A 25,218-nucleotide genomic window follows, 5' to 3' on the forward strand; every position below is an offset into this window, starting at 1 on the left:
CCAGGCCAGCAGCCCCCCGAAGGCGAGCAGAAGCAGCATCCCGCGCGACAGGCGGTCCCGCGGCGCACCCCGGTGCGACCGTGCTGAAGACCGAGCGCGCGGACGACCGCGACGGCATACGCCGCTCCCGCCGCCCTGCCTGGGCCGGACGCAACTACACCCTGCTGACCACCGCCGCCGTGGTCGCCAACCTCGGCAGCGCCGGCTCGCTGATCGCGGCCGCGTTCGCGGTGCTCGGCGCCGGCGGCTCGGCCACCGACGTCGGCCTGGTCGCCACGGCCCGTACGGTCCCGCTCGTCGTCTTCCTCCTGATAGGCGGCGCGGTGGCGGACCGGCTGCCGCGCCACCGCGTCATGGTCGCCGCCAACGCGCTCAGCTGCGTCTCGCAGGGCGCCTTCGCGCTGCTGGTCCTGGCCGGGCAGGCGCAGCTGTGGCAGATGGCGGTGCTGGCCGCCCTCGGCGGCACCGGCCAGGCGTTCTTCGCCCCGGCCTCCGAGGGGATGGTGCTCTCCAGCGTCTCCGGCGAGCACTCCAGCCGGGCCTTCGCCTTCTTCCGTATGAGCATGAACGGCGCGAACATCGGCGGCGCCGCGCTCGGCGGCGCGCTGGTCGCCGCCGTCGGCCCCGGCTGGGTACTGGCGGTCGACGCCGCCGCCTTCGCCGTCGCGGGCGCCCTGCGGGCCTTCCTCGACGTCAGCCACATCCCCGCGCGCCCGCCCGCGGCCGGGCTCCTCAAGGACCTGCGCGACGGCTGGCGGGAGGTGGTCTCCCGGCCGTGGCTGTGGGCGGTGATCGGGCAGTTCGCGGTCGTCAACGCGGTGGTGGTGGCGGCCGAGGCGGTGTACGGGCCGATGGTCGCCGAGGAGCACCTGGGCGGGCCCAAGCCATGGGGGCTGGCGCTGGCCGCGTTCGGCGCGGGCACGGTCGGCGGCGCGCTGCTCATGATGCGCGTCCGGCCCCGCCGGATCCTGCTCACCGGCGTCCTGTGCGTCTTCCCGCTCGCCCTGCCCTCGGCCGCGCTGGCCGTACCGGTGTCGGCCGGCGTCCTGATCCTGGTGATGTTCGGCACCGGCATCGCCGTCGAGGTGTTCGGCGTGCTGTGGATGACGGCGCTGCACCAGGAGATCCCGGAGGAGAAGTTCTCCCGGGTCTCGTCGTACGACTGGTTCGGCTCGCTGGCGGTCACGCCGCTGGCCACCGCGCTGGCCGGGCCCGTACAGAATCTCGTCGGCCGGAACACCGCGCTGTGGGGCTGCGCTGCGCTGATCGCGCTGCTGACGGCGGCCGTGTTGTGCGTACCGGACGTACGCCGGCTCACGCGCCGGGGCGCGGACTCCTAGCCGATGCTGAACGCGCCGTCCGGCGGACGCGGTGAGGGTACCGCCTGCGCGTCGTGCACGGGCGCGGCGTCACCGACCAGCCGCAGGAGCGCCGCGCCGTGCTCGACCCGGGCGGGGAACACGTCGGCGGCGGCCCGCCGGGCCAGCTGCGCGAGGGGCAGCTCGGCGCGGGACGCGGCCAGCACCACATTGCCGAAGCGGCGGCCGCGCAGCACCGCCGGCTCGGCGATCACGCACAGGTTCGTGAAGACGGTGGCGAAGTTCGCGAGCTGGGCGCGCAGGAAGCCGAAGGGCGCGCTGTCGGCGAGGTTGGCCGCGTAGAGCCCCTGCGGGCGCAGGGCCCGGGCCGCGGCGCGCGCGTACTCGACGGAGGTGAGGTGCGCGGGCACCCGCGAGCCGCCGAAGACGTCCGCCACGATCACGTCCGCGCTGTGCTCCGGCGCGGCTTCCAGGGCTGTACGGGCGTCCGCGGCCCGCACCTCGATGCCGGAGTCCGCGGGCAGCGGCAGCCACTCGGCGACCAGGGCGAGCAGCCCCCGGTCGGCCTCGATCACTTGCTGGCGGGACCCCGGGCGGGTCGCGGCCAGGTAGCGCGGCAGGGTGAGCGCCCCGCCGCCGAGGTGCAGTACGTCGAGCGGTTCGGCGGGCGCGGCGGCCGTGTCCAGGACGGCCGCGAGCCGGCGCGCGTACTCGAATTCCAGGTCGGTGGGGGCGTCGAGGTCGACGTACGACTGCGGGGCGCCGTCCACGGTCAGCAGCCAGGCGTGCGGGCGGTCCACGTCCGGCATCAGCTTGGCGGTACCGCCGTCGACGACCCGTGTGACGGGCACCGGACCGGCGTGCCCGTCAGGGTCGTGCGGGGCCGGCTCCGTGCCCGGTATCTGCTCGGCTGCTTCGTCCACCGTCCTATTGTGCCGGTCGGTGACCGCGGTCCGACCCCTCCTGAACGGCCCCGTTCCCCGCCGTGTGATTGCCGACGCCTCACCTGTCTCCCCCGCCTCAGCCCTCCCACACCCCCAGGATTTCCTTGGCGTGCGCTGCCGCTTGGCGGCGGCCCGCGCGGGCCGCGTCGGCGCGCCTGGCCGGGTCCAGGACGTTGCGGCCGTAGGCGGCGCGGGCCGCGCGGTCCGGCACGACGACGCTCACCCGGGCCCCGCGCCGGGCCAGGGCCGCCCCCTGGGAGCGCGCGGTGGCGACGGGGCCGCCACCCGCCGCCACCGGCGCCAGGACGACGACCCTGCCGTACCCGTCGGCCAGATCCGCGTTGGCGCTGGAGTGCACGCCGCCGTCGATCCACCACCTCCCGCCGATGCTCACCGGCGGCCACACGCCGGGCACCGCGCAGCTCGCGCCCACCGCGTCGACCAGCTCCACCCCGCTCGTGTCGTCGAAAGCCTTCCGCCGCCCCGTCGCCGCGTCCACCGCGGTGATCATCAGCCGCCGCGCCGGCCAGTCGTGGCAGGCCAGGCGCGCGGCGATGGCGTCGCGCCGGCTGGGGCCCGCGGCCGCGCGGGCGGCCAGCGCGAGCCGCCCCATGCGGGCCCCGAAGGCCGTGGCGTCGCGCGAGCGCAGCGCCAGGTACGCGAAGTGGGCCAGCTCCCGCGTCCCCATGCGCGCCGCGGACTCCCCCGGGACCGGGACGAACTGGCGCGCGTACAGCTCCTCCGGCGTCAGCCGGCCGGACGCGAGCTGGGCGCCCACGATCGCGCCGGCCGACGTCCCGATCACGACATCGGCCGCCCCCAGATCGGCACCGGCCTCGGCGAGCCCGGCGAGCATGCCGATCTCCCAGCCGATGCCCGTGTAGCCCCCGCCGCCCAGTACCAGCGCCGTTCCCGTCATCACGGTCCCTTCTCCGGTACCGCCGGGGACACCCCCGTACGGCGGTCTCGTACGGCAGTGTGGCAGCTCTCGCGGCCCCGCCCCGGCCCCCGGCCGGTGGTTGCCGTTACGTTCCGGCCACCGTGCGGATGGTGCCGGCGCCCACCGTCCTGCCGCCCTCGCGGATGGCGAAGCCGAGGCCCGGCTCCAGCGGGACGTCGCGCCCCAGCTCGACGGTGCACGTCACCGTCTCGCCGGGCCGCGCGATTCCCCGCTCACCGAGGTCGACGTCGCCGACCACGTCCGCCGTACGGATGTAGAACTGCGGGCGGTAGCCCGTGGACAGCGGCGTGCGGCGGCCGCCCTCCTCCGTGGACAGCACGTACACCTCGGCGGTGAACCGCCGCCGCGGCGTCACACTGCCCGGCGCCGCGACGACGTGCCCCCTGCGCACCTCGTCGCGGTGCAGGCCGCGCAGGAGCAGCGCGACGCTGTCGCCCGCCTCCGCCGACTCCATCGGCTTCCCGAACGTCTCCAGGCCGGTCACCACCGTCTCCGTGTCCGCGCCCAGCACCGCGACCCGGTCGCCGACGCGCACCGTGCCGCGCTCGACGGCGCCGGTGACGACGGTGCCGCGCCCGGTGATGGTCAGGACGTTCTCCACCGGTAGCAGGAACGGCGCGTCGCGGTACCGCTCCGGCGTCGGCACATAGGTGTCCACCGCGTCGAGCAGCGCCTCGATCGCCTCGCACCACCGCGGGTCGCCCTCCAGGGCACGCAGCCCGGAGACCCGTACGACGGGCACGTGGTCCCCGTCGTAGCCGTGCGCCGTGAGCAGCTCGCGGACCTCCAGCTCCACCAGGTCGGTCAGCTCGGGGTCGCCGGCGTCGGCCTTGTTCAGCGCGACGACGACGTACCGGACGCCCACCTGCTTGGCGAGCAGGACGTGCTCGGCGGTCTGCGGCATGATCCCGTCGAGCGCGGAGACGACGAGGATCGCGCCGTCGAGCTGGGCCGCGCCGGTGACCATGTTCTTGACGAAGTCGGCGTGGCCCGGCATGTCGACGTGGGCGTAGTGCCGGGTGCCGGTCTCGTACTCGACGTGCGCGATGTTGATGGTGATGCCGCGGGCGGCCTCCTCGGGCGCCCGGTCGATCCGGTCGAAGGGCACGAAGGCGCCGCCCCCGCGCTCGCTGAGCACCTTGGTGATCGCGGCGGTCAGCGTCGTCTTGCCGTGGTCGACGTGACCCATCGTGCCGATGTTCAGGTGCGGCTTGGTCCGCACGTATGCCGTCTTGGGCATGGCTGTTCTTCCTCGCAGCAACGCGGTGGACACGGCGGCGGGACACGCCGCCGTGAGAACCCCTGAACCCCGCCGACCCTCCCCCTGCGGGGTTCGCCGGTCGATCCGGAGAGGGTCAGCTTCGCGCGCCGTCGGTCGCGGGGACGGCGGTGCCTGCCGGGGCTGCGGGTGCGGCCGGGGCCGCGGCGGTGCCGGGCGCGGCGTCGGCCCCGAGGGCCGTGACAAGGGCCGCGACGAGGGCGGCGATCGAGTCCACGGCAGCCCTCGGCGCGTCCGCGACTGCGGACGTGAGCGCGAGGTACGGCTGCCTGGTCATGGCCCAAGGATCTCGTGCGGACCCGTGCCGCGTCGAACGATTTATCCACGACCGCGAGTTGGCACGCCCCCGCCCGCCACCTGCCCGGCGTCCGCCCCGCTCCTCCGCCGTGCGCCCCGTCCCGCGTCCCTCCCGGTTCGGCTCCGGGCGATCATGAATACACCTTCTCGCCACGCTTGTCGGTTACGCTCCCGGGATGCTCGAACCCGCCGCAACGCCCGACGGCCTCGCCGCGCGCTGCACGCGTGTGCTCTTCTCCCCCTGGGCACGACTCGCCGTACTCCTCGTCCTGCTCGCCGGCTCCGCGGTCGCGGTGGTCGTCTGGCAGCCGCAGCGGCTGCTGGCCCACGGCTGGCCGCCCGAGTGGGCCGGCAGCGGCGCCGTGGTCATCTTCGGACTGGCGTACGGGGTGTGCACCACCGCCTTCGTCCCGCGCCCCGTCCTGAACCTCGCCGCCGGCGCGATCTTCGGCAGCCTGCCCGGCTTCCTGTCCGCCCTGGCCGGTACGGTCCTCGGCGCGGGCCTGGCCTTCGGACTCGGCCGCCTGCTGGGCCAGGACGCGCTGCGTCCCCTGCTGCGCGCCCGCTGGCTGACCGCCGCCGACCGGCAGCTGAGCGAACACGGCTTCCGCTCCATGATGGCGATCCGGCTCTTCCCCGGCCTGCCGTTCTGCGCCACCAACTACTGCGCCGCGGTCTCCCGCATGGGCTGGGGCGCGTTCCTGCTGGCCACCACCCTGGGCAGCGTGCCCAACACCGCCGCGTACGTCATCGCCGGGGCCCGCGCCTCGACGCCCACCTCGCCCGCCTTCCTCATCTCCACGGGCTTCATCGCGCTCTCCGGCCTGGCCGCGGTGCTCGTGGCCTGGCGCAAGCGTGCCGCACTCCGGGGACGTTGACCGAGGACGCCCGGAAAGAGCCCTTTGGCCGCTCGGACACCTTCGGGCGCTACGCTGCCCCTCAGCCGGTCACCGATCCCGCCGACCGCCCGCACGCACTCCTGTCCTGTCCGTCCCTCGTGCCGCCTGCCACGCATCCGTGCCGGTAAGCGCTTGATCACCCTCTGGATAGCGTAGTTTCGATGCATTGGTTTGAATCCTTCATCCTCGGCCTGGTCCAAGGGTTGACCGAGTTCCTGCCCATCTCCTCCAGCGCGCACCTGCGCCTGACCGCGGCGTTCGCGGGCTGGCACGACCCCGGCGCGGCCTTCACCGCCATCACGCAGATCGGCACCGAGGCCGCCGTACTGATCTACTTCCGCAAGGACATCGCCCGGATCGTCGGAACCTGGGCACGCTCCCTCTTCAACCGCGACCTGCGGCACGACCACGACGCCAAGATGGGCTGGCTGGTCATCGTCGGCTCGATCCCGATCGGCGTCCTGGGCATCACCCTCAAGGACGCCATCGAAGGCCCCTTCCGCGACCTGCGCCTGATCGCGACCACCCTGATCGTCATGGGCGTCGTGCTCGGCTTCGCGGACCGCCTCGCCGCCCGCGACGAGTCCGGCGGCCGCCACCGCGCCGTCAAACAGCGCAAGTCCCTGACCGACCTGAACGTCAAGGACGGCCTGCTGTACGGCGTCTGCCAGGCCATGGCCCTGATCCCCGGCGTCTCCCGCTCCGGCGCCACCATCAGCGGCGGCCTCCTGATGGGCTACACCCGCGAATCCGCCGCCCGCTACTCCTTCCTCCTGGCCATCCCCGCCGTACTGGCCTCCGGCGTCTACGAACTCAAGGACGCCTTCGGCAGCGACGCCACCGCCAGCCACGTCTCCTGGGGCCCGACCATCTTCGCCACGGTGATCGCTTTCGTGGTGGGATACGCCGTTATCGCATGGTTCATGCGCTTTATTACTACGAAGAGCTTCATGCCCTTCGTCATCTACCGGATCCTGCTGGGCATCGTCCTGTTCGCCCTGGTGGGCGCCGGGGTACTGAGCCCGCACGCGGGGGAATCGGCGGAGTGAGGGGGGCGGTTCGGGGGCCGTGCACTATGCGTTTCTGCTACTTCGGCCTGATGGCCGCGGAGGCGGCATGCCGCCTCCGCGACACCAACCCGACCGACGGTCGAGCCTGACTAGCAGGTGTGCGCTTCTTCCTGGCACGGCTTGAGGATGGTGGTGGGGTCGAAGAACCGGGCCGAGGGCTTGGCGCGGACGTCGCCGGTGGTGATGTCGCGGATCACGATGCCCTCGCCCTCGGTGAAGCTGGGGTCCGCCTTGTAGCCACCGAGGTAGACGCCCTCCGGACCGGACTTGTTGGCTGTGACGATGTGCAGGTAGTCGCCGGTACGGCTCTTCCAGAGGGCGCTGCGGACCGGGTCACGCCAGTCGGTGTTCATCGCGACGACGTCGACTCCCATGCGGGCGAGGACCTGGGCGGTTTCGGGCGGCATCATGTCGACGTCCTGCATGAGGGCGAGCCTGGCGTAGTCGCGGTCGATGACGAGGTAGTCGTTCGACAGCCGGTCCTCGGGGAGCGTTTCGCCGCGCTTGTGGTGGGTGCGCTTGTAGTCGTAGGACTGCCCCGTCGAGGCGATCAGGGTGCTCTTGGGCACCTCGGTACCGGTGGCCGGGTAGTGGATGAGCAGGTCGGTCCCGTTTGCCGTGGCGAACGACTTGAGCTTCGCGAGGCCCGCCGTGTCGGAGCCGGGGAAGTAGTTGGCCGGGAAGACGATCAGGCGCAGCTTCTTGCCGGATGACTCGGCCTGGGATGTGGCCTTGGCCGCGGCGTCGAGGGCTGCCTGCCAGGGTGTCGTGCTGGGGCCGGGGTCGACAGCGGCGGCGGTGAAGGTGGTCGGGTCAGGCTGGTGGAACTGCTTTTGTGTATACGGCTCCAGGGAGTCCTGGCCCATCAGGGAGTACATCGCGGGTTTGCGCTCCACCGGGAAGGTCCGTGACGTACGCACGGGAACCTCGCCGTAGCCGATCTGATCGGACTGGCCGCTCACGTCCGCGAGGACCTTGCCGTCATGGGTCATGATGACGCTGCGTGACCCGAAATCGAAGTCGTAGGGGAATGGCGACGGCACGGTGAAGGTGTTCTGCGTGAACGCCTCGGGCTTGCTTCCCTTGGTGCCCTTGCCCCAGCGGTTCGCGACAATCATGGCGAAGTCGTTCTCGAATGTCCGGACACGAACGAAGTCGGTGTCGATCCCGACGTTGGCGGGCGCGATCAAGATGTCCGCTCCCTGCACCGCGGCCGCTCTGGGGAACTGGGAGTTGAACATGTCGGAGCAGATGACCAACGCCATCCTGCCGTATTCGGTGTCGAAGGTCGGGATCGGTTCGAAGCCGGAGGCGTTGTACGAGGATTCGATCAGGTGATTGCGCTTGTGGTAGACGCCGCGGACCCTGCCGTCCGGGCCGAGAAGCACGGCCGAGTTGTAGTACCGGTTCGTGTCCGGCTCGTAGACGGGCATGCCGAACGCTATGTAGGCGTGATGCCGTCTGGCGACAGCGCCGAGCGCGTCGGTCGTCTTTCCGGGGACCTGCTCCGCGGCCTTTGACATCTCGGCACGGCTGAAGAAGGAGTAGCCGCTGGTGGCCATCTCCGGCAGCACGACGAGCTTGGCGCCCTTGCCGGCTGCCTGGTTGGCCAGCTCGACCATCTTGGCGCGGTTGTTCTCCACCTTCCCTTCCTCCGGGGCGAAGTGAATCGCCGCGGTCTTGAGGGACTTGGATGCCGGTGATTCGTTCGCTGCGGCGGCACTCGTGGGCTCGTGGCCCGGCAGCAGGGGAATCAGCCCTGCCAGGACAGCCGCCATCACGACCGACCGGAGCCGGTGGCGACGGAACAGCGGAATCCGCTTCAAGGATGTCTCCGATCTCATACGGCGGGCACCTTCTTCGAGTACCTCAGAGCAGCACTCAGGAAGTTGCGCGGAATTTCCGGGTGCATGCTGAAATGGAGATGGATGTAGCTGGCCGCTACGTTGTCGAGCAGGAAGCCCGCACGGCGGCGTTCACCCGTGCTCGTGGTCACCTCGTACAGATTCGGCTCCATCTCGGCAGTGGTGATACGGGACTGGTGAAACTCCTGACCGCGGGCTCGCTGCCCCGCTTCGCCGAGCGGAGACGGCGCCTGTGTACGCACATCGACGTAGTGGATGGCGAGGTATTGACGGTCCATCATCACGTCGATCGGGAGGATACCGGTCATGGTCGCGGCTTTTCCGTCGAATCCGGTCAGCGACCGGGCGAGGTACATCATCCCGCCGCACTCCGCGTAGATCGGCATTCCGTGCCCGGCGCGCGTTCTCAGCTCGTGCGCCAGTGAGCGGTTGGCAGTCAGCTCGGCGGTGAAACTCTCCGGGTAGCCGCCACCGAGGTAGACCGCGTCAGTGTCGTCCGGCAGCCGGGAATCGACGGTGGGCCGGAACGGCACCAACGTGAACCCGGCCTCCTCCAGCGCACGCAGGTTCTCCTCGTAGTAGAAACAGAACGCGGCGTCACGGGCCACCGCCAGTCGTACGTGGGACGCACCGGGGCCGGTTCCGCGTGGCGGATGGTGTGCGGATGTTCCGCGGGGGTGGGGCAGTGCGGTGCGGGTGGTTGCCAGCAGCCGGTTCACATCCACCGTGCGGCCGGAAGCGACCTGTGCGGCAGCGCGTTCCGCGGCGGCGGTCGGGTTCTCTTCGACCGTGGTCAGCCCGAGGTGCCGCTCGTCGACACGCAGGTGCTCGCTGCGCTCGACCCAGCCGGCCACGAGCTCTCGCAGATGGCCCGGCAGCGCGGTGAGTACCATCTCGGCGTGGGTGCGGCTGCCCACCTGGTTCAGGACGCATGCCGCGATCCGGACCTCCGGGTCGAAGGCCATCAGGCCGCCGAGCACGGCTCCGGACGTGCGCGTCATTCCCCATACGTCCATGACGACCACGACCGGAAGGCCGAGGAGCTTGGCGATGTGCGCCGCGCTCCCCTTCTCCGTGCCGTTCTCTCCGTCGTACAGCCCGCCCATGGCCTCGATCACGCACACATCCGCCTCCGCGGACCAGCGGCTGAAAGAAGCGCGCACTCCTTCGGCCCCCATCATCCACAGGTCCAGATTGATCGAGGGGCGTCCGGTGATCTCCCGGTGATATCCGGGGTCGATGAAGTCAGGGCCGATCTTGAACGCTTGTACCTTCAGCCCGCGTTCACGCAAGAGGCGCAGCAGAATGGCCGTAACGGTCGTCTTGCCTGCGCTGCTGTGCGTCGCGGCGACCACGAATGCGGGCCGCGACCGCGGTGCGGGATCGGTGCTGGCCGTGTTCTTCACTGCTGCCCCTCCAGAACAAGCCGGATCTTCAGTGGAGTGACGCAGCGTACAGCCAGGTTCCGGGCCGGCACTGTCAAAAGCGCCTCGGCAGGCGTCCTTTGCCGTAGGCGGTGATGGCCCGGACGGTTCTCTCGTCGGCACTCCTCCCCCGGCCGCCGGCGACGCGATCCACCAGAGTCATGGTGCGGAATACCGGGTCACCGGTGTGCGGCCGGCTGCATACACTCCATTCCAGCAAGCACCAGGAGATCCGCCGTAATCCCCTTCAGTCCGTAGCACTCCGCAGCAGTCCGCAGCAGGCAGGCGAAAGACACCGTGAAACGCAGCGTCAGACCCATCACTTACAGCCTGGCCACAACAGTCACCGCAGGGACCCTCGCGCTGACCGCCGCAGCACCCGCCCACGCCTACGACTACCGGTACTGGTCGCTCCGGCACGGAGACAACGGCATCTGGCGCACCACAGCCGAAGGCCCGGGTACCTACCGCCCGGCCGACGGCGCTGTGGAAGGGCTGCGCTTCGCCGTTTTCCGAGCGGAAACGAAAGAGTCGGTCGCCCCCCGTGCTCCCGCCGACTTCGAGGCGATCTGCGCCTCCACCCCGACGAAGACAGGCACCAAGCGGATCGCCTTGGTCCTGGACTTCGGCACGGCACAGGACGCCCCGGCCGGGGAGAAGCCCCCGTCGGTACGTTCGCACTGCGTGCAGTTGCCGCCGCAAGCCACCACCGCGGAGGCACTGGCCAAGGCCGCGCCACCACTGCGGTACGAAACCTCGGGGTTGCTGTGCGCCATCGCTGGCTATCCGCGGCGCGGCTGCGGCGAAGCCGTGACCGACAGCTCCGAACGCGCGAGCGGCAGCGATAGCCCTCGCAGCGGCAGCGGTTCAGGCGGCGGTCCGTCCGTGGGGCTGCTGCTCGGAGGTGGCATCGTCGTCGCCCTGGTCGGCGCGGCCGCGTGGCAGGCCCGGCGCCGCCGCAACACCTCGTGAACGTACCTCGGCCCCGGAAGGCCGAGCACCGGCCGGAGCCGGTCTGTCGTGTGAGCGGTGGCGCGCCGCGGTCCGGTGGTGAATGAGCCGCGGCGCGGACTGGTCGGCAGGGTCAGGTGCCGGTGAGGGTGACGGCCAGGTCGGTGATGTTCAGCGGGAACTGGGCAATGGCGGTGGCCTGGCCGGTGAAGATGTTGATGCTGTAAAGGGACGGGGTGCCTGCGCCGTTCGGGGTGAGGGAGGCGAAGGCGGTGTTGTCGACCGTCTTCCCGTTGGACAGGGTGCTGTAGATGTCCATGCCCGCGTTGAGGCCAGCGTTGTTGCCGAGGCTGCCGGTCGGGACGAGTGTGCCGTTGTTGGCCGGGGACTGTAGGACGACCTGGTCGCTGGTCGTGTTGATGTCGGCCAGGGGGGTCCCGGTGGCCCCGTTGAGGTCGTTGTTTGTGTACGCGGCGGCGGTGACGCCCTTGGTCGAGCCCTCGATCGGCGGGGTGTTGAGGTTCTGGTCCTGGATGGTCGTGTGGTCGTTGAGGTTGTGTCGCAGCTTCTGGCCGGTTTCGCTGATCACGCGGAGCCGGTCGCCGAACGCCTGCAGGCTGGGGGCGACGGGCGCGGCCGAACCGGTACCCGGCGTGCCGAACACGAGCGCCGCCGCGGTGGCCACGACCGCAACCACCGACATGGTTCTCTTTCTCGTGCCTGCTTTCATCGGAGCATCCCTCCCATGTGGGCGAACGCCATGGTGCGGCGCCCGGCGGAGAAATCCCGGTGCCTCGGTTGACCGCAGACGACCTCTTCCACATCGCATCGATGGGCGAGCTGCTGGCCGGGGCGGGAATGTCGCTCGACGCACGGCAGCGGGTCCTGCGGCTGCACACCGCGCTCATGCTGCGCGAGATCAACGAGGCGACCGAGGCCCAGCGCGGCGGTGGTGTCGAGGAAATCATGCGCATGATGGTCTGGTTCGTCACGCAGGGCGAATGGGGAATCGGCGCCTACTGCCAGGGATTCGTACGGGTACTGCGCCGCCGGACGCGGTATGCCGAGCAGGTCGCCCTGTTGACCAGGTCACTGTTGAACGGAGATTCCCTATCGGTGGAACTCGCCTCGGCCGTCGAGATGGAACTGCCGGATTACTGGCTCGTCCCCGCCCACTTGCCCGAGCTCGTACGGGACTTCGCCCGGGCCCTCGGCCGGCCCTGCGCGGTCGGCACCGCCACCGCAGCGCCGCCCGAACTGCCCGAAGCCCTCGCCCGAGCCCGGCGCATCAGCCGGGCGGCCCCGCTGCGCCCGGCGTCCGCCCGGCTCCGGCCGCATACCCTGGCCGACGTGTTCGTCGAACTGGCCGCCGCGGACGTGCCGTGCGTCGACGCCTGCACTCAGCGCGGCCGTCACCCGGCGCCTGCCTGAGCGTGGCGCTGAGCCGTAGGGTGGATCTCATGTCGCGAACTCGCGCCGGCACAAGGAGGCGGGATGCTCGCTCATCCGTCGGGGCTGGCGGCCGGAAGGCGTCATTCGGTCGGGCGGCGCTGGAACGGAACGGTTTTCGCCGTGGGCGATACCGCAGCCGATGAATGCCGTGTCGAGCGATGGGAAGACGTGGTCGCGGTGGCAGCCGGCAACGTCCATACCGCGTCGAACACGGGCAGGTCTCATACGGTGGGACTCCGGTCGGACGGCACGGTGCTGGCAACGGGCTGGAACGGTGATGGGCAATGCGATGTCGCCGGGTGGCGAGGAGTCACAGCCGTGGCCGCGGGTTGGCGCCGCACGCTCGGGCTACTGGAGAATGGCCGCGTACTGGCGACCGGCCGGGGTTCGGAAGGCCAGTGCGACGTACAGTCCTGGCGCGAGATGGTCGCCCTCTCGTGCGGCGACTGGCACTCGGTCGGCGTCCGGGCGGACGGTTGTGCACTGGCCGCGGGTAACAACCGACGAGGTCAGTGCGCGGTTGAAAGGTGGCGCGGCCTCGCCGCCATCGCGGCCGGATACCTCCACACCGTCGGCCTCGGAGCCGACGGGCGGGCAGTGGCGACCGGAGACCGGACAACCGGGGCGTGCGAGGTCGATGAGTGGGAAGAAGTGGTGGCGCTCGACGCGGGCAGCTATCACACCAGCGGCTTCACTGCGTCCGGGCGGGCGCTTGCAACGGGAGACAACAGCTACGGACAGTGTGAAGTCGCCGACTGGCGCGGCATCATCGCCGTGGCGGCCGGTTCCACGCACACCCTTGGCCTGCGCGCCAACGGCACAGTCGTGACCGCGGGGAACAATGCCGACAGGGGCTGAGCTGCCAGTTTTGCCTGGTCTTCGTCTAGAGTGTTGAGGATGCCGCTTGTCGAAGTGACCTATGCGCCCACGGTGCCCGAGCCCCAGCTACGCGAACTCGGCTCGGTGCTGCCTCACCTGGTGTCCCTGGCTGTGGAGTGCCCAGAGGAGCCGTACGACGGCGAGCTGCGACCCGGGGACGTCGAGATCCGCTTCCGGCCGCTGAGCCCGCTGGACCGCGCGGCCTGACGGTGGTGATCGAGATCAAGTCGAAGTGGTCCACCAGCAGGGAAGCCAACCGCCAAGAGCGCGTGGATGCGCTGCACGCGGGCATCCGCGCAGCAACCGGGCTCGTCGACTTCGGCGTCTACCTGTCGCTGCCGAGCGCCGCTTGGTCTCAGGGAGGCTGATCACTCCCACCCGACGGCGCCGCTTCCGAGACCCCGGCGACGGCGAGACGGCGCGTCGGTCTGCGATGTGAGCTTGGTCCAGTCCCGCGTCGGCGGCAGCCTTCCCGACCTCACCAGCAGCGTGCGGCTGTACTCCGGTGCGATGACTCCCGCTGTCGACCTCGACCAGCACCTCGACCGGCCGGGCGCTGCCGCGCACGGCCTTGCCCAGCCGCTGCGCGCCTTCGATCGATTCGACACCAACCCTCAGGGCGACATCGTCCGCCAACCGGCGCAGCCGCTGCGCCTTGTCGGCATCGGGCCACACAGGGTAAGCGATGAACAGGTCGTCCACGCCGGCCCGAGCGAATGCCTCGGCCTCGCTGATGGTGGCCACCGACAGCCCGCGGGCGCCGGCTCGAAGTTGACGGTCGGCGATCTGCGCGCACTTGTGGCTCTTGGCGTGCGGGCGCAGAGCGAACCCTTGAGACCGCGAAGCCTCAGCCATCTGTGAGATGTTCCGGTCCAGAACGTCCGGATCGACCACGAGTGCCGGCGTAGCCAGCCCATCGCACAGCGGTATCGCCATCTCCCGCCTCCCATCACGGAACACGCCCAGGTGATCATGACAGGTCGGCGAACCAGGACCACAGGGCCGTCACCTGAGGCCACATGTGCCAATCGAGACGACCTTTAAGGCACGCTGCACAGATGGAGGACCGCATCGCGGTGGAGGACGATGCCGCCGTGGGCTTGCATGTGTTCGGCGCCGGCCATGAAGCGGCGGAGGAAGGCGGCGGCTCGCTCGGGTGGCAGCCATTCGATGCCAACTGCCGCCACCTGGGCGTACAACCGCTCCCACAAGGCGGATGCGCCGGGCACCGGTTGGGGGTCCTCGACCAACCGCTGGGTGATCCCGGCGAAGCCGGCCTCGGTCAGCAAGGTGGTGGTGTCGCGGGGCGTCGCGGCCTTGTTGGCCTTGGGCGGCGCGGGCCAGAACTCCTCGGCCAGTTCGCGGAGCCAGTGCCAGCAGGCGCGGATCGGGCCCTGCTGCGACAGGGCGGCGCGTCCGCCCGGTGCCAGCACCCGGTGGATCTCGCCCAGCACCCGGCCCGGGTCGTCGACGATGTCGAGCAGGTAGCCGGCGGTGACCGTGCCGAAGGAGCCTCCCACGAAGCCGAGTTGGCGCGCGTCCATACGGCACACGGTGGCGCCCGGGAAGTCCCGGGCCAGCCGCCGCACCATGGCGGGGGCCACGTCGACAGCGGTGACGACGCAGCCGCGGGCCAGGGCGGCACGAGTGACTGCGCCGCTGCCGGCTCCCACGTCCAGCACACGGGACGCCGGTGCCGGGTCCGCGAGGTCCACGAGCAGGCTGCCGAGATCGGCTGCCTGGACGACTGCCTCCTCGTACTGGTCCGCATGGTCTTCGAACCACTGCCAGGAACGTTCCCAGGCCCCGGACCCGGGTCCAGTTCCGGGCCCGGAGTGCTCCGGGGGCGTAGGGCTCTCGGCGCTCATGGGACGCGTTGCAGGACGGTGTAGCCGAGTTGGACGTCCGGGTTGTCGTTGAGGACGGTCCCGTACAGCTCGGTCCAGGAGTGGAAGCTGTTCCTCGGGACGGCCACCGTGCGTCCCCGGGCGATGGTCACCTGGGCGGGGAGCCCGAGGGCCGAGAGATATGTGGCCAGTGCGAAGGAGCGCGGCAGACAGAGGCCGTTGGGAATCGTCGCGCGAAGGAGCAGCTGGGAGGTGAGGATTTCGCGTCGGGCCAGGCGTATCGCGGTGCCGGCTGGGAGGGCGGCCAGTGCTGCCGCTCCGGGGCCGGGCCGTAGGCGCTTGAGGTAGGGGTGCGCCGTCTTCCAGCCGTGCCGGCGGTAGAGCAGCAGGGCACGGGCGGTACGCGCCATCGCATACGTCCGCAGGCGGACGGTCAGCCGCGGCAGGGGGGCCGTTCCTTCGATGTCGGTGAGGAAGAATTCCCAGTCGGGTGCGGTGGTGGCCCGGCTCATGTGCGGTTTCCCTCCTCGCCGGCCAGCAGCGTGCGCTCGCGGAGCTGCCTGGTGAGACGGGCGAACCCGGACTCCAGGGTTTCGGTGGTGGCGTCGATCTGTTCGCCCAGGTGGTGGACGACCTCGTCCAGGGTGTCCCGGCGCAGCGCCTCGCGGAGCATCAGGGTCGCGGTCGAGTTCAGGGTCAGGTAGACGCCTTCGCGGGTGTCGAGAATGACGCCGGCGTCGTCGGTGTCGTCGAACACCGCGTGCTCAGCCAGTCGCACGAGTGGCATCGGTGCTCCCCTTCACCGTGGCGGGCGCGCGCCGGGCGTCGCTGCGCAGGAACAGTTCGGTCATGGCGGCGTTGAGCAGCGGTTCGGCGTTGCGGCGCAGGAGCATCGGCTCGCTGAGCACCTCGGTGAGCCGCCGCGGATCGACGACGCCCATCCGTACGAGGTGGGAGTCCGGCCGCCCGATGAGGTCGGCGAACACCTCGCGGTGGGCCAGGACGTAGTTCTTGTGCGGTGAATCCAGCCAGAGCCGTCCGTAGCGGCGCCAGATCCGTTCGGGCAGGCGGGTGGAGAGGATCAGCCGCAGCACCGGCTTGGTGATCATCCGGCCCTGGTACGGGAGGAGCCGGTAGGCGTTGGGCATCCGCGCGGTCAGACGGCGCAGGTCCTTGGTCCCGAGCGGGTTGCACAGTTGCAGCCCCCGGGGCCGCCAGACGGTGAGGTCCACGCAGTGTTCCCGAGCCGAGTAGGCGTCGTCGAACCGGTCGTCCGGAACCCCGGCGCGCGGGGTGAGGAAGTCGGTGGCGCGCGCGTTGTCACCGGTCGGCAGGTAGTCGTCGAGCAGTGAGGAGGACGGGGCGATGCTGCGCAGGATGCGGCTGAGCTCCCAGCGCGAGCACAGCAGTCCGCGGCTCAGCGCGGCCTTCTCCCGCAGGCTCAGGTCTCCGTACAGGACGTCGTGGAGTCCGTAGCGCGTGGGGCCGAAGACCATGTCTCCGTCGCGGCCCCACGTCAGGAAGGTGATGCCGTCGTGCTGTATGCGGTCGGCGATCTGTTCCAGCCACCGGAAGGCCATGTTGTTGTACGGGTGCGGGAACTCCCAGCGCTCGGACAGGTAGCCGTCGCCGTGGTCCATCATGACGGGCACGAACGGCACGCCCAGGTGCTCGCAGACCTCGCGGGCGTAGCCGGACTCGTCGGCGAGGGGATCGTCGGTGGCCTGGTGGTAGGCGGTCACGTCGGCGCCGCACTCGACCAGGGCGGTGAGGACGGCGCTGGAGTCCAGTCCGCCGCTGAGCAGGATGCCGATGCGGCCGCAGCCGGCGTACGGGCGCACCGCCTCCAGGATCAACTCGTAGGCCGTCCTGGCGTATTGCGCCAGCGGGGTGCGCCGGGGCAGGTCCAGGGGGGCGATGGGGTCGTACTCCACCGTGGTCGTCGTGTCGCTGTCCATGATGACGACCTGGCCGGGCAGGACCGGCTGCATGTCGCGGTAGACGAACACCATGTCGCCGCGGCAGCAGCGCCAGATGGTCTCCTGGTCGAACTCCCGCGGCCCGTCGAGCAGGTCGGACGGGTCGGTCGACCACCGCAGGAGCGGGCCGTCCCTGCGGTAGAGCAGTCCTTCGTTGCTGGTGGCGCTGCGGAAGAGGTACACCTTGCGCTCCGTCACCAGGCAGCCCGCCAGTTCGCCGGGGACGGCCGCCAGGTGCGCGTAACGGCCGGCTTTCAGGGCGCTCGCCGTGCGCTGCACCCATTCCCGCGTCACCGGGCCCGTGATCACTCCGGTCAGGAGCAGGCACTCGTCGTCCGCGGGGGCGGGAATGCCGGGTGTGCCGGAAGCCCGCCACTGTACGGCGAGGCGGCTCGCCCCCGGACGGCTCGGCCGGTGCCCGAAGGGCACCTCGGCGCGGAAGAGACGCGTATCGGCGGCATCGAAGCGGACGTGCCCGTAGCAGCCCGTCCAGCCCCCCACCGGTACGCGTCCTGTGTCCTCCACCGCGGTTCCCTTCCGGTCATGGGTGTCGGCTTTCGTCCATACCGTCAGCGGGACCGGCTGCCGGCGGGACCGGCTGTCCGTCCCGAAACCACCTCCCCCACAGCCCTTCCAAGACAGCCGTGGGGAAAGAGCAGGCGGGTTCTCAGACGAGCAGAGTGCGGTGGGTCGGGTTGTCGGGAAGGAGGATGCTGCCGTGGGCGGTCAACTCCTCGACGCTGCCGAGGTCTTCGACCTCAGGCTCGACATAGACGCGTTTCGCAGGCGTTTCCTGAGCGGTGTCGTACTTCATGGTCATCTCCCTGCTGTTTCGCCTTACAAGCGGTCCAGCAGCCTTACGGTCGTCCCCTCGGCAGGCCCCGGGAAGGGAGTATTCGGACGTGCCCCGGCGCACAACCCCGTACCGGGGCGTCAGACGCCGACACGGCTGAGCGTTACTGAGGCTGCCTAGACGATCAGAGCGGTGCTCCATCGGAAGACTCACACGCAGACGGCGTGCCTACGGGTCGGCGGGGATCATGGCCCAATCCATGCGCTGCCCGCTGCCCCAAGCGCCTGCCGCACACTCGCCGAGGGGTGGGACACGGGCGCCTGGCTCAGCGTCCGCTCGCTGCGGGAGAACCGTCGCGGGCAGGTGAGCGATGAAGGCCAGGGGGGAGGGTGTAGGTCAATGGTGCGCGGCAAGAAGCCGACGGCGGAACGAGGTTGGCGCAGTCTCCTCATGGTGACGGCCGCATATGGGCTGACCTGCAAACTCAGGCATTCTCTAACGAAGATAGAGGATGCCTATTTGGCCAAACATCTTGCGCCCTGCCATTCTTTGCCTCGTACGATCACGCCCGGAGGGTGTGGAATTACCGGCCGAAGTCTCACTGTCCGTGTTATGCAGCACCCTCTCAAAGCGCTCGAACGCAACCCTCTCCCCCTCCGGCGATCCCGTGCGCCGTCGGAGTGCGTCCTCCTCATCCGTAAGCCCCGGCCCGCAGCGACACGGTCACTCGACCAGGCGCAGCCAGGCCGCCGCGAGTGCGGCATGACCGGCCGGCGTCGGGTGCACGCCGTCCTCGGCCCAGTGTTCCGGTGCGGTTGTCGCGGCGAGTTCGGCGAACATGCGGTCGGCGGGGAGGAGTTGGGCGCCGTACTCGACGGCGAGTTCCCGTACGGCCTGGATCTTCGGGTTCAGGTCGGCGCGCCATTCCTTGCGCTCCTCCTCTCCGACGCGCACGTCACCGGCTTCGACGACGCCGCGGACCGGCAGGAGGAACGGCTCGATGAGGATCAGCTCCGTGCCCGCCTCGGCGAGGGGCGCGAGCAGGCGGTCGTAGCCCGCTCGGAATTCCTCCACGGGAATCACGTACCCCTTCGGGTCCAGGGTGTGCCAGCTCATGTCGTTGACCCCGACGAGGATCGACACCACGTCCGGGCGCGCGTCGAGCACGTCCGCCTGCCACCGGGGTTCCAGGTCCATCACCTTGTGGCCGCCGACCCCGGAGTTGAGCCAGGTCACGGGCCGGTCCGGGTGCCGGAAGCCCCACTCCCCCGCAATGCGCAGCGGATAGCCGAACCCGAGGCTGTCTTCGCTCTCCAGCCGCTGGCTGTCGGTGATCGAGTCGCCGGTGAACATCACCGTGGTTCCCGGGCGGAGGGCGATCGTCATGTGTGCTCCTAGAAATGTGGGTGTGGGTTGGGGAAAAGGGAAACCAGTAGGTAACACCAGTAGGTGACAAGGGAAGGTCCAGCAGACGACAGACGGGGGCTCAGGTTCCCGGATCGCCGAACCGTCGAGATCCATCATGCCGATGTGCCCCTCGGCGGAGCGCTGGCCGACCTGAACAAGGCCCAGCGGCCGGCCGGCGAGTTCGGATCGCTCAGCCTCAGCGACGAGATCTTTATCGACCTGCGCCTGATCGACCTGCACGCGCGGCTCGGTGGAACCGCACGGGCGGCTGGGATGACCGCCGCGGCCCGGGCACGCGAGCTGGTCGGCGCGGTGCGAGGCACGCTCCGTATCGGCCGGGCGCCGAAGAGGCGCCCGTCTGCGCGGCGCCCACGACCGTACCGATCCGCGGGGCCGCGCTCGGCGACGAGCGCTTCGCCGAGGCGTACGAGACCGGCCGGCGCCTGGACGCGGCGGCGGCCCTGGCCCGGACCGGTCCCCGCGACACACGAGAGGGACGGGGGTGGTCCCGTGGTCGCCGGTGGCCGGCGGGCCCGCCCGTGACACGGCCCCGCGCGCTCCTGACCGGAAATGATCGCCGGGCGACCGGCGGTCCGGTGTTACCGGCAGGGGCCAAGGCGGCGCCCTCGTTCCGCTTGCCGAGGGCGGCCCACTCTCCCTCGGTCGATTGACCTCCAGGTCCCCGGACTTCAGTTCCTGCTGCCGCGGCTCGCAGATCGCGCCGCCCGTGACGAGGGCCACAGCGCGGTTCGCAAAACCGTCCAAAGCGTATGTTTGTCGGTCTTTTGGTCGGGGAGTGATCTCCTCGCTCTCAAGATTGTTGTCGTGGTGGCTTCACCGCGCCAGGACCACTTCAGCCGCAGACCCCGAGACAGGAGCCCGCCATGCTGCCCGCCATGCCGCGCCACGACCGTGAGCGATTCCTCGCCGAACCGCGCGTCGGGGTCCTGGGCGTCACCGACTCCAGAGGCGGGGACCGGGCGCCGCTGATCGTGCCGGTCTGGTTCGGCTACGAGCCGGGGGGCGAGGTCGTCGTCGAGACGGGGCGGGAGACCATCAAGGCCCGGCTCCTGCGCGCCGCCGGGCGGTTCAGCCTCTGCGTGCAGGACGAAGGGCGGCCGTACCGGTTCGTCAGCGTCGAGGGGCCCGTCACGGCGGTCGAGGACCCGGTGGACCCTGCCGTGCGCGAGGCGCTGGCCCGGCGGTACCTGGACGCCGAGGAGGCGCGCGGATATCTGGCGGCGACCTCGGACCAGCTCAAGGACGACGTCGTCTTCCGGATGCGCCCGCAGCACTGGCGCAGCGCCGACTTCGCCGCCTTCGCGGCGGACTTCGCCGAAGGGGGCGCCGGCGAGGCCGTCCGTACGGACTGAACGCCCCGCGCCGCACCCCCGCACCACACGAAAGTCGTTCGAGCGAGAGAGTCTTGATGACCGACACCTACGTTTCGTCACGCCCGTTACCGCGCTTCCCGGGCCGGACCACCGGCACGCTCGCGCCCGGCTACCCCCGGGACAGCCGTATCCCGGAGCTGTTCGAGGCACAGGCCGCGGCCATGCCGCACGCCCCGGCGGCCCGGCACGGGGAGCGCATCGTGACCTACGGGCAACTCGACGCGCAGGCCGACGCGTTGGCGGCACGTCTGGCCGCCCACGGGGCCCGGCCCGGTGACCTGATCGGAGTGTGCGGCAACCGCTCGCTGGAGGCGCTGGTGGCGCTGGTGGGCATCCTCAAGGCCGGCTGTGCGTACGTACCGCTCGACGAGGACCTTCCGCCGGCCCGGTTACGGGCCATGGCCGAGGACGCGGGGCTGCGTGCCGCGGTCACCTTACCGGGCAGCGCGCGCCGGGTGCGCGGGCTGCGCGCGACGGTCGAGGTCGGCGCCCTCGACCTCGACCGTCCCGCCGGCGGACCGCCGTCTTCCGCTGACGCGCGCAACGGCTCCCCGCGTACCGGCTCCGCCTCCGACTGCGCCTACGTGGTGTTCACCTCCGGTACGACCGGCCGCCCCAAGCCGGTCGCGATATCCCACCGCGGCGTGGTCCGCCTGGTGCTGTCCGACCCCGAACTCCCCGCGCCCGCAGCGGGCGACGGGGTGCTGCACGCCTACGGCCTGTCCTCCGACGCCTCGACGATCGAGATCTGGAGCGCGCTGCTCACCGGCGCCTGCCTGGTCATCGCCGACCGGGAAGAGCTGCTCTCGCCCACCGCTCTGGAGCGGCTGATCCGTGCGGGCGGAGTCACCGTGGCCTATCTGACGACGAGCGTCTTCCACCTCGTCGCCCGGACCCGGCCCGGGGCACTGGCCCCGCTGCGCTTCGTCTCCGCCGGCGGGGAGGCGATGGACCCGCGCCTCGCCAACGCCGTCCTCGCGGCCTGCCCCGGCACCACGGTGGTCAACTTCTACGGGCCGACCGAGAACGCCGTGGTCTCCACGGCCCACGTGCTGAGCCCCCTCCCCGAAGACGCCGCGCACGTCCCCCTGGGCCGCCCCTTCGGCGCCACCACCTGCCACGTCCTGCGGACCGACGGCTCGGTCGCGGCGCCGGGCGAGGAGGGCGAGCTGTACGTAGGCGGGGACGGGCTGGCCCTGGGCTACCTCGGCGACCCGAAGCTGACCGCCGAACGGTTCGTGCCGCTGCCTGCGGTGGAGCCGGGCGGGCTGCTGTACCGGACCGGCGACCGGGTCGTACGGCACGCCGAGGGGCTGCTGGAGTACCGCGGGCGGCTCGACCGCCAGGTCAAGGTGCGCGGCGCGCGCATAGAACTCGACGAGGTGGAGAGCCGGTTACGGGCCCACCCTGAGGTCGGCGAAGCGGTCGTCGAGGCCGAAGCGGATTCCCTGACCGCCTATGTCACGGCTGCCGCGCCCGGACGTCCCCTGCCGGTGTCCGCCCTGCGCGCGTACTGCGCCCAGTGGCTGGCGCCGCAGGCCGTCCCGGCGCTGGTGCCCATGGACCGCTTCCCGGTGACCAGCGGCGGCAAGGTCGACCGCACCCGCCTGAAATCCGCGGCCTGCGCGCAGCTGCCCCGCCGAGGCGCCGCGGTGGCCGCGCAGGACGGGGGCGAGCCGAAGGCCGAGGGGCTGCTCGGAGTCCTCACCGAAGTGTGGCAGCGGGTGCTGCGTGTACGGCCCGCGCCGCAGGACGACTTCTTCCTCCTCGGCGGGGACTCCCTGCTCGCCTCGGAGGCCGTCACCCGTACCCTCGCCGTGCTCGGCCTCGACGCCGCCCTGGGCTCCGCCCTCATCAGGGCCCTGCTGGCCGCGCCCACGCTGGAGAGCTTCACCGCCGCCGTACGCGAGGCACGCGGCGGCCTCAGGCAGCAGGCGGACGGGGTCGACTTCGAGCGGGAGACGGAACTCGGCTTCGCCCTCCCGCCCGCCGAAGGCCCGGCCCCGCGCCCGCACGACCCGAAGGACGTCCTGCTCACCGGCGCTTCGGGGTTCGTCGGCGCGTTCCTGCTGCACCGCCTGCTGCACTCGACGGACGCCCGCGTCCACTGCCCCGTACGGGCGACGAGCCCGGCGCACGCCCGGCAGCGGATCCGCACCGCGCTCACCCGCTACGGCCTGCACCTCGACGAGGCCGACTGGCGGCGGGTGGCGTGTTTCCCCGGGGACCTGACCCAGCCCCGGCTGGGGCTCGAAGCCGGGCACGCCGGCGAACTGGCCCGGTGCCTGGACCTGGTCGTGCACAACGGCGCACGGGTCAACTTCCTCTACCCCTACGAGCAGTTGCGCCCGGCGAACGTCGACGGCACCCGCGAGGTCATCCGGATCGCGGCGCCCCGCCGGGTGCCGGTGCACTTCGTGTCGACCGTCGCCGTCGTCGCCGGATTCGGCACCGCCGGGGTGCGCGAGGTGGCCGAGGACCTGCCGCCGGCCCACGCCGACGGCCTCACCATGGGCTACGCGGAGAGCAAGTGGGTCGCCGAGGGCGTGCTGCGGCGGGCCGCCGGGCAGGGCCTGCCGGTGGCCGTGTACCGGCCGTACGAGGTGACGGGGGACCGTACGCACGGCGCGTGCAACACCGAGACGGCCATCTGCTCGCTGTTCAAGACGATCGCCGAAACGGGGCTGGCGCCCGACATCGAGCTGCCGATGGACTTCGTCCCCGTAGACCACCTCGCCGAGTCCGTGGTGCACATCGCCACGCGCCGCCCGGCCGACGGCCGGGTCTACCACCTCACCAACCCGCGCCCCGCGATGCTGGCGGACGTCCTGGACCGGATGCGCGCCGCGGGCTTCGCCCTGCGCACGCTGCCGTACGACCAATGGGTCGGCGAGCTGGTCCGGCATGTCGCCGCCAATCCGACGAGCGCCACGGCGCCGTTCGTGTCGCTGTGCGTGGACCGCAGCCGCAACGCCGACATGTCCGTCAAGGAGATGTACCTCAAGGGCACCTTCCCGGTCCTGGGGCGGCGCAACGCCGAGGAGGCGCTGTCGGGCAGCGGGCTGCACTGCCCCCCGGTCGACTCCGCGCTGCTGGACCGGTACCTGGAGTACTTCTTCACCTCCGGCTACATCGCGCGCCCCGCGCCCGCGCCGGGCCACGCCGCGCCGCGCGCCGCCACGACGGGAACGGAGCCCACCGGATGAGCCGCCCCGAAGCCCTCGTCCCGGTCCCGGAGGCCGAGCTGGGTACCGCCGGGCCGCCGTGTGCCTACGCCCGCCTGCGTGCCGAGGCGCCCGTCGTCAAGGCGCGGCTTCCCAACGGCGAGACCGGCTGGCTGCTCAGCCGCTACGAGGACGTGCGCGCCGCGTTCGCCGACCCCCGGCTCGTACGGCCGCTGCTGTCGGCCTGGCCGCCCCGCGAGGGGGCCGACGCCCCGCCGCCGTGCCTGCCGACCTTCCTGGAGATGACCGGCGCACACCACGAGCGCGTACGCCGTGCCGTCCTGCCGATGTTCGGGCGGCGACGGCTGGCGTTCATGGAGCCGCGCATCCGGGAGATGGCCGGGGAACTCGTCGACGCGATGGTCGCCGGGGCGGACGGCGGTACGGCGGATCTCGTCGCCTCCTACGCCGAGCCGCTGCCGCTGCGGGTGCTGTGCGAGACCGTCGGCCTGCCGTACGAGGACCGCGACGTCTACCTGCCGCACACCCTCGCGCTCCTCGGCGCGTCCGGGCTGTCCATGGAGGAGGTGCTCGCCGCCCTCCACGCCCTGCAGGATTACGCCGGCGAACTCATCGCCCGCAAGGAACGGGACGGCGGGGGCGAGGACTACATCCGGCTGCTGCTGGCCGAGGCACGCCGGCCGGGCAGCGAGATCACCCGGGACGACGTCGTCAGCTTCGTGGTCACCATGCTCATGGCCGGCTACAAGACCAACATCCAGCACACGGGCAACGCGCTGCTCGCGCTGCTCACCCACCCCGGGCAGCTGAAAGAACTGCGCGAGGCGCCCGAGCGGACCGGGACCGCGGTGGAGGAACTGCTGCGGTACGTCCCGCTGATGAACGCCATCAACATCCTTGTCGCCACAGAGGACTTCACCCTGCACGGGCAGCGGATCAGCGCCGGTGACGCGGTCGTCCCCGTGCCGGCGTCCGCCAACCGCGACCCGGACGCGTTCGCCGAGCCCGACAGCCTCCTCCTGACCCGGACGCCCAACGCTCACGTCGCGTTCGGGCACGGCCCGCACGCCTGCACAGGCGGACACCTGACCCGTATGCAGCTCGCCATCGCCATCCAGGTACTGCTGGAACGACTGCCCGGCATCGAACTGGCCGTCCCGGCGGAGACCATCCCGTGGGACGAGTCCACTCCGCTGCGCGCACCGGCCCGGCTTCCCGTGCGCTGGTGAGCCCGCCCCGGCACCGCCGGCGCTCCATCCCAGACGACCCCAGG

Annotated in this window: 22 protein-coding genes and 3 pseudogenes; 11 read left to right on the top strand and 14 right to left on the bottom strand. The window is 71.2% G+C overall.

Going from position 1 to position 25,218, the window contains the following annotated elements:
• The first annotated feature begins 80 nt into the window (after positions 1 to 80).
• Positions 81 to 1,340 carry an MFS transporter gene (locus ACH4K4_RS31970; protein WP_398172111.1) on the top strand — a complete coding sequence of 420 codons (1,260 nt, stop codon included), beginning with the start codon at positions 81 to 83 and terminating at the stop codon, positions 1,338 to 1,340.
• Here ACH4K4_RS31970 and ACH4K4_RS31975 read toward each other — a convergent pair.
• The 4 genes from ACH4K4_RS31975 to ACH4K4_RS31990 all read right to left on the bottom strand — a co-directional run bounded on the left by ACH4K4_RS31975 (position 1,337) and on the right by ACH4K4_RS31990 (position 4,780).
• Positions 1,337 to 2,128 carry a spermidine synthase gene (locus ACH4K4_RS31975; RefSeq protein ID WP_398172213.1) on the bottom strand — a complete coding sequence of 264 codons (792 nt, stop codon included), beginning with the start codon at positions 2,126 to 2,128 and terminating at the stop codon, positions 1,337 to 1,339. The genes ACH4K4_RS31970 and ACH4K4_RS31975 overlap by 4 nt on opposite strands.
• Before the next feature lie 211 nt (positions 2,129 to 2,339).
• Positions 2,340 to 3,182 carry a patatin-like phospholipase family protein gene (locus tag ACH4K4_RS31980; RefSeq protein ID WP_398172113.1) on the bottom strand — a complete coding sequence of 281 codons (843 nt, stop codon included), beginning with the start codon at positions 3,180 to 3,182 and terminating at the stop codon, positions 2,340 to 2,342.
• A 106-nt stretch (positions 3,183 to 3,288) separates the two neighbouring features.
• Positions 3,289 to 4,464: an elongation factor Tu gene (gene tuf, locus ACH4K4_RS31985; RefSeq protein ID WP_398172115.1), complete on the bottom strand. Its 1,176-nt coding sequence runs from the start codon at positions 4,462 to 4,464 to the stop codon at positions 3,289 to 3,291.
• A 115-nt stretch (positions 4,465 to 4,579) separates the two neighbouring features.
• Positions 4,580 to 4,780: a hypothetical protein gene (locus ACH4K4_RS31990; RefSeq protein WP_398172117.1), complete on the bottom strand. Its 201-nt coding sequence runs from the start codon at positions 4,778 to 4,780 to the stop codon at positions 4,580 to 4,582.
• A 196-nt stretch (positions 4,781 to 4,976) separates the two neighbouring features.
• Between ACH4K4_RS31990 and ACH4K4_RS31995 the strand changes: the two genes are divergently transcribed.
• Together ACH4K4_RS31995 and ACH4K4_RS32000 are read left to right on the top strand one after the other, a co-directional pair.
• Positions 4,977 to 5,678 (top strand): TVP38/TMEM64 family protein, encoded by a 702-nt coding sequence (locus ACH4K4_RS31995; protein WP_398172119.1) that lies wholly within the window; start codon positions 4,977 to 4,979, stop codon positions 5,676 to 5,678.
• Positions 5,679 to 5,860: 182 nt separating this feature from the next.
• Entirely contained in the window at positions 5,861 to 6,748 is an 888-nt protein-coding gene (locus ACH4K4_RS32000) for an undecaprenyl-diphosphate phosphatase (protein ID WP_398172121.1), read from the top strand.
• A 110-nt stretch (positions 6,749 to 6,858) separates the two neighbouring features.
• Here the strand turns inward: ACH4K4_RS32000 and ACH4K4_RS32005 are convergent, their stop codons facing one another.
• Positions 6,859 to 8,613, bottom strand: coding sequence for a nitrilase-related carbon-nitrogen hydrolase (locus tag ACH4K4_RS32005; protein ID WP_398172123.1), 1,755 nt, complete (start codon positions 8,611 to 8,613; stop codon positions 6,859 to 6,861).
• The gene (locus ACH4K4_RS32010; RefSeq protein WP_398172125.1) at positions 8,610 to 9,989 is read right to left on the bottom strand and encodes a cobyrinate a,c-diamide synthase; all 1,380 of its coding nucleotides are present in this window, start codon (positions 9,987 to 9,989) and stop codon (positions 8,610 to 8,612) included. Before ACH4K4_RS32010 ends, ACH4K4_RS32005 begins: the two co-directional genes overlap by 4 nt.
• Positions 9,990 to 10,355: 366 nt before the next feature.
• Here ACH4K4_RS32010 and ACH4K4_RS32015 point away from each other — a divergent pair, with 366 nt between their 5' ends.
• A complete protein-coding gene (locus ACH4K4_RS32015; protein ID WP_398172127.1) occupies positions 10,356 to 11,030 on the top strand; it encodes an SCO2322 family protein in 675 nt (224 codons plus the stop codon).
• 112 nt (positions 11,031 to 11,142) lie between these two features.
• On the opposite strand, the pseudogene ACH4K4_RS32020 reads toward ACH4K4_RS32015, so the two are convergent.
• Positions 11,143 to 11,610: pseudogene (locus ACH4K4_RS32020) on the bottom strand (DUF4394 domain-containing protein); the annotation flags it as partial.
• 197 nt (positions 11,611 to 11,807) lie between these two features.
• On the opposite strand from ACH4K4_RS32020, the pseudogene ACH4K4_RS32025 reads away from it, so the two are divergent.
• From ACH4K4_RS32025 to ACH4K4_RS32040, 4 genes and pseudogenes are all read left to right on the top strand, one after another.
• Positions 11,808 to 12,401, top strand: a pseudogene (locus ACH4K4_RS32025) (PucR family transcriptional regulator); the annotation flags it as partial.
• A 102-nt stretch (positions 12,402 to 12,503) separates the two neighbouring features.
• Complete coding sequence (locus ACH4K4_RS32030) at positions 12,504 to 13,319, top strand: RCC1 domain-containing protein (RefSeq protein WP_398172129.1); 816 nt, start codon at positions 12,504 to 12,506, stop codon at positions 13,317 to 13,319.
• Between the two features lie 39 nt (positions 13,320 to 13,358).
• Positions 13,359 to 13,547 carry a hypothetical protein gene (locus ACH4K4_RS32035; protein WP_398172131.1) on the top strand — a complete coding sequence of 63 codons (189 nt, stop codon included), beginning with the start codon at positions 13,359 to 13,361 and terminating at the stop codon, positions 13,545 to 13,547.
• Between the two features lie 5 nt (positions 13,548 to 13,552).
• A complete protein-coding gene (locus tag ACH4K4_RS32040) occupies positions 13,553 to 13,708 on the top strand; it encodes a hypothetical protein (RefSeq protein WP_398172221.1) in 156 nt (51 codons plus the stop codon).
• Positions 13,709 to 13,856: 148 nt separating this feature from the next.
• On the opposite strand, the pseudogene ACH4K4_RS32045 reads toward ACH4K4_RS32040, so the two are convergent.
• From ACH4K4_RS32045 to ACH4K4_RS32075, 7 genes and pseudogenes are all read right to left on the bottom strand, one after another.
• Positions 13,857 to 14,276: pseudogene (locus ACH4K4_RS32045) on the bottom strand (alanine racemase); the annotation flags it as partial.
• A 104-nt stretch (positions 14,277 to 14,380) separates the two neighbouring features.
• Positions 14,381 to 15,208, bottom strand: coding sequence for a methyltransferase domain-containing protein (locus tag ACH4K4_RS32050; RefSeq protein ID WP_398172133.1), 828 nt, complete (start codon positions 15,206 to 15,208; stop codon positions 14,381 to 14,383).
• A complete protein-coding gene (locus ACH4K4_RS32055; protein ID WP_398172135.1) occupies positions 15,205 to 15,699 on the bottom strand; it encodes a lasso peptide biosynthesis protein in 495 nt (164 codons plus the stop codon). The genes ACH4K4_RS32050 and ACH4K4_RS32055 overlap by 4 nt, the downstream gene beginning before the upstream one ends.
• A complete protein-coding gene (locus ACH4K4_RS32060) occupies positions 15,696 to 15,974 on the bottom strand; it encodes a PqqD family protein (protein WP_398172137.1) in 279 nt (92 codons plus the stop codon). Before ACH4K4_RS32060 ends, ACH4K4_RS32055 begins: the two co-directional genes overlap by 4 nt.
• Positions 15,952 to 17,691, bottom strand: a complete 1,740-nt coding sequence (locus ACH4K4_RS32065) for an asparagine synthase-related protein (RefSeq protein WP_398172139.1) — start codon at positions 17,689 to 17,691, stop codon at positions 15,952 to 15,954. The genes ACH4K4_RS32060 and ACH4K4_RS32065 overlap by 23 nt, the downstream gene beginning before the upstream one ends.
• 142 nt (positions 17,692 to 17,833) lie before the next feature.
• Positions 17,834 to 17,980 (bottom strand): hypothetical protein, encoded by a 147-nt coding sequence (locus ACH4K4_RS32070; protein WP_398172141.1) that lies wholly within the window; start codon positions 17,978 to 17,980, stop codon positions 17,834 to 17,836.
• A gap of 702 nt (positions 17,981 to 18,682) precedes the next feature.
• Positions 18,683 to 19,345, bottom strand: a complete 663-nt coding sequence (locus tag ACH4K4_RS32075; protein ID WP_398172143.1) for an SGNH/GDSL hydrolase family protein — start codon at positions 19,343 to 19,345, stop codon at positions 18,683 to 18,685.
• A 905-nt stretch (positions 19,346 to 20,250) separates the two neighbouring features.
• Here ACH4K4_RS32075 and ACH4K4_RS32080 point away from each other — a divergent pair.
• Genes ACH4K4_RS32080 through ACH4K4_RS32090 form a run of 3 tightly spaced genes read left to right on the top strand, consistent with a single transcriptional unit; the run spans position 20,251 to position 25,174 of the window.
• Positions 20,251 to 20,739: a pyridoxamine 5'-phosphate oxidase family protein gene (locus ACH4K4_RS32080; RefSeq protein WP_398172145.1), complete on the top strand. Its 489-nt coding sequence runs from the start codon at positions 20,251 to 20,253 to the stop codon at positions 20,737 to 20,739.
• Between the two features lie 56 nt (positions 20,740 to 20,795).
• A complete protein-coding gene (locus ACH4K4_RS32085; protein WP_398172147.1) occupies positions 20,796 to 23,966 on the top strand; it encodes an amino acid adenylation domain-containing protein in 3,171 nt (1,056 codons plus the stop codon).
• Positions 23,963 to 25,174, top strand: a complete 1,212-nt coding sequence (locus ACH4K4_RS32090) for a cytochrome P450 (protein WP_398172149.1) — start codon at positions 23,963 to 23,965, stop codon at positions 25,172 to 25,174. The genes ACH4K4_RS32085 and ACH4K4_RS32090 overlap by 4 nt, the downstream gene beginning before the upstream one ends.
• The last annotated feature ends 44 nt before the right edge of the window (positions 25,175 to 25,218 follow it).

It is taken from the genome of Streptomyces sp. NPDC017529, assembly GCF_044329785.1.
In the GTDB taxonomy this organism is placed as follows: Bacteria; Actinomycetota; Actinomycetes; order Streptomycetales; family Streptomycetaceae; genus Streptomyces.

Excerpts from the sequence above, each read along its gene's own strand:
- ACH4K4_RS31975 (WP_398172213.1), bottom strand. The coding sequence starts at position 2,128 with ATGCCGGACGTGGACCGCCCGCACGCCTGGCTGCTGACCGTGGACGGC.
- ACH4K4_RS31980 (WP_398172113.1), bottom strand. The coding sequence starts at position 3,182 with ATGACGGGAACGGCGCTGGTACTGGGCGGCGGGGGCTACACGGGCATC.
- tuf (WP_398172115.1), bottom strand. The coding sequence starts at position 4,464 with ATGCCCAAGACGGCATACGTGCGGACCAAGCCGCACCTGAACATCGGC.
- ACH4K4_RS31990 (WP_398172117.1), bottom strand. The coding sequence starts at position 4,780 with ATGACCAGGCAGCCGTACCTCGCGCTCACGTCCGCAGTCGCGGACGCG.
- ACH4K4_RS31995 (WP_398172119.1), top strand. The coding sequence starts at position 4,977 with ATGCTCGAACCCGCCGCAACGCCCGACGGCCTCGCCGCGCGCTGCACG.
- ACH4K4_RS32000 (WP_398172121.1), top strand. The coding sequence starts at position 5,861 with ATGCATTGGTTTGAATCCTTCATCCTCGGCCTGGTCCAAGGGTTGACC.
- ACH4K4_RS32005 (WP_398172123.1), bottom strand. The coding sequence starts at position 8,613 with ATGAGATCGGAGACATCCTTGAAGCGGATTCCGCTGTTCCGTCGCCAC.
- ACH4K4_RS32030 (WP_398172129.1), top strand. The coding sequence starts at position 12,504 with ATGCTCGCTCATCCGTCGGGGCTGGCGGCCGGAAGGCGTCATTCGGTC.
- ACH4K4_RS32035 (WP_398172131.1), top strand. The coding sequence starts at position 13,359 with ATGCCGCTTGTCGAAGTGACCTATGCGCCCACGGTGCCCGAGCCCCAG.
- ACH4K4_RS32050 (WP_398172133.1), bottom strand. The coding sequence starts at position 15,208 with ATGAGCGCCGAGAGCCCTACGCCCCCGGAGCACTCCGGGCCCGGAACT.
- ACH4K4_RS32055 (WP_398172135.1), bottom strand. The coding sequence starts at position 15,699 with ATGAGCCGGGCCACCACCGCACCCGACTGGGAATTCTTCCTCACCGAC.
- ACH4K4_RS32060 (WP_398172137.1), bottom strand. The coding sequence starts at position 15,974 with ATGCCACTCGTGCGACTGGCTGAGCACGCGGTGTTCGACGACACCGAC.
- ACH4K4_RS32070 (WP_398172141.1), bottom strand. The coding sequence starts at position 17,980 with ATGAAGTACGACACCGCTCAGGAAACGCCTGCGAAACGCGTCTATGTC.
- ACH4K4_RS32075 (WP_398172143.1), bottom strand. The coding sequence starts at position 19,345 with ATGACGATCGCCCTCCGCCCGGGAACCACGGTGATGTTCACCGGCGAC.
- ACH4K4_RS32080 (WP_398172145.1), top strand. The coding sequence starts at position 20,251 with ATGCTGCCCGCCATGCCGCGCCACGACCGTGAGCGATTCCTCGCCGAA.
- ACH4K4_RS32085 (WP_398172147.1), top strand. The coding sequence starts at position 20,796 with ATGACCGACACCTACGTTTCGTCACGCCCGTTACCGCGCTTCCCGGGC.
- ACH4K4_RS32090 (WP_398172149.1), top strand. The coding sequence starts at position 23,963 with ATGAGCCGCCCCGAAGCCCTCGTCCCGGTCCCGGAGGCCGAGCTGGGT.